This is a genomic window from Stenotrophomonas maltophilia group sp. RNC7 (genome assembly GCF_030910085.1).
Classification (GTDB): domain Bacteria; phylum Pseudomonadota; class Gammaproteobacteria; order Xanthomonadales; family Xanthomonadaceae; genus Stenotrophomonas; species Stenotrophomonas sepilia.
The window spans coordinates 1-352 of the sequence record NZ_JAVFVN010000887.1; the positions used below are offsets into that span (position 1 = coordinate 1).

At 42.9% G+C, this 352-nt stretch carries 1 pseudogene; it reads left to right on the forward strand.

The features are described from left to right. Positions 1-20: 20 nt before the first annotated feature. A pseudogene (locus tag RCF13_RS21800) lies at positions 21-352 on the forward strand (electron transfer flavoprotein subunit alpha/FixB family protein); the annotation flags it as partial.

A 352-nucleotide genomic window follows, 5' to 3' on the forward strand; every position in this document is an offset into this window, starting at 1 on the left:
TAACAGCAGATTGTACTTCCTTGGATATAGACGAAGAAACGAGACAGCTTCTGATGACGAGACCAGCCTTTGGCGGCAATATTATGGCGACGATCATATGTCCAGATCATAGACCACAGATGTCCACTGTAAGACCAGGGGTTATGTTAAAGCTGGATAGAGATACCAGTAGAACAGGAGACGTTGTAGTCTTTGACGCAGGTCTAACACCATCGGACTTAAATGTTGAAGTTCTAGAAATAGTGAAGGAAGATAAGAAAAAAGCCAATATAGAGGATGCCAATGTTCTAATATCCGGAGGTAGAGGCGTAGGGTCTAAGGAGAACATGTCTCATTTATACGATCTTGCCGA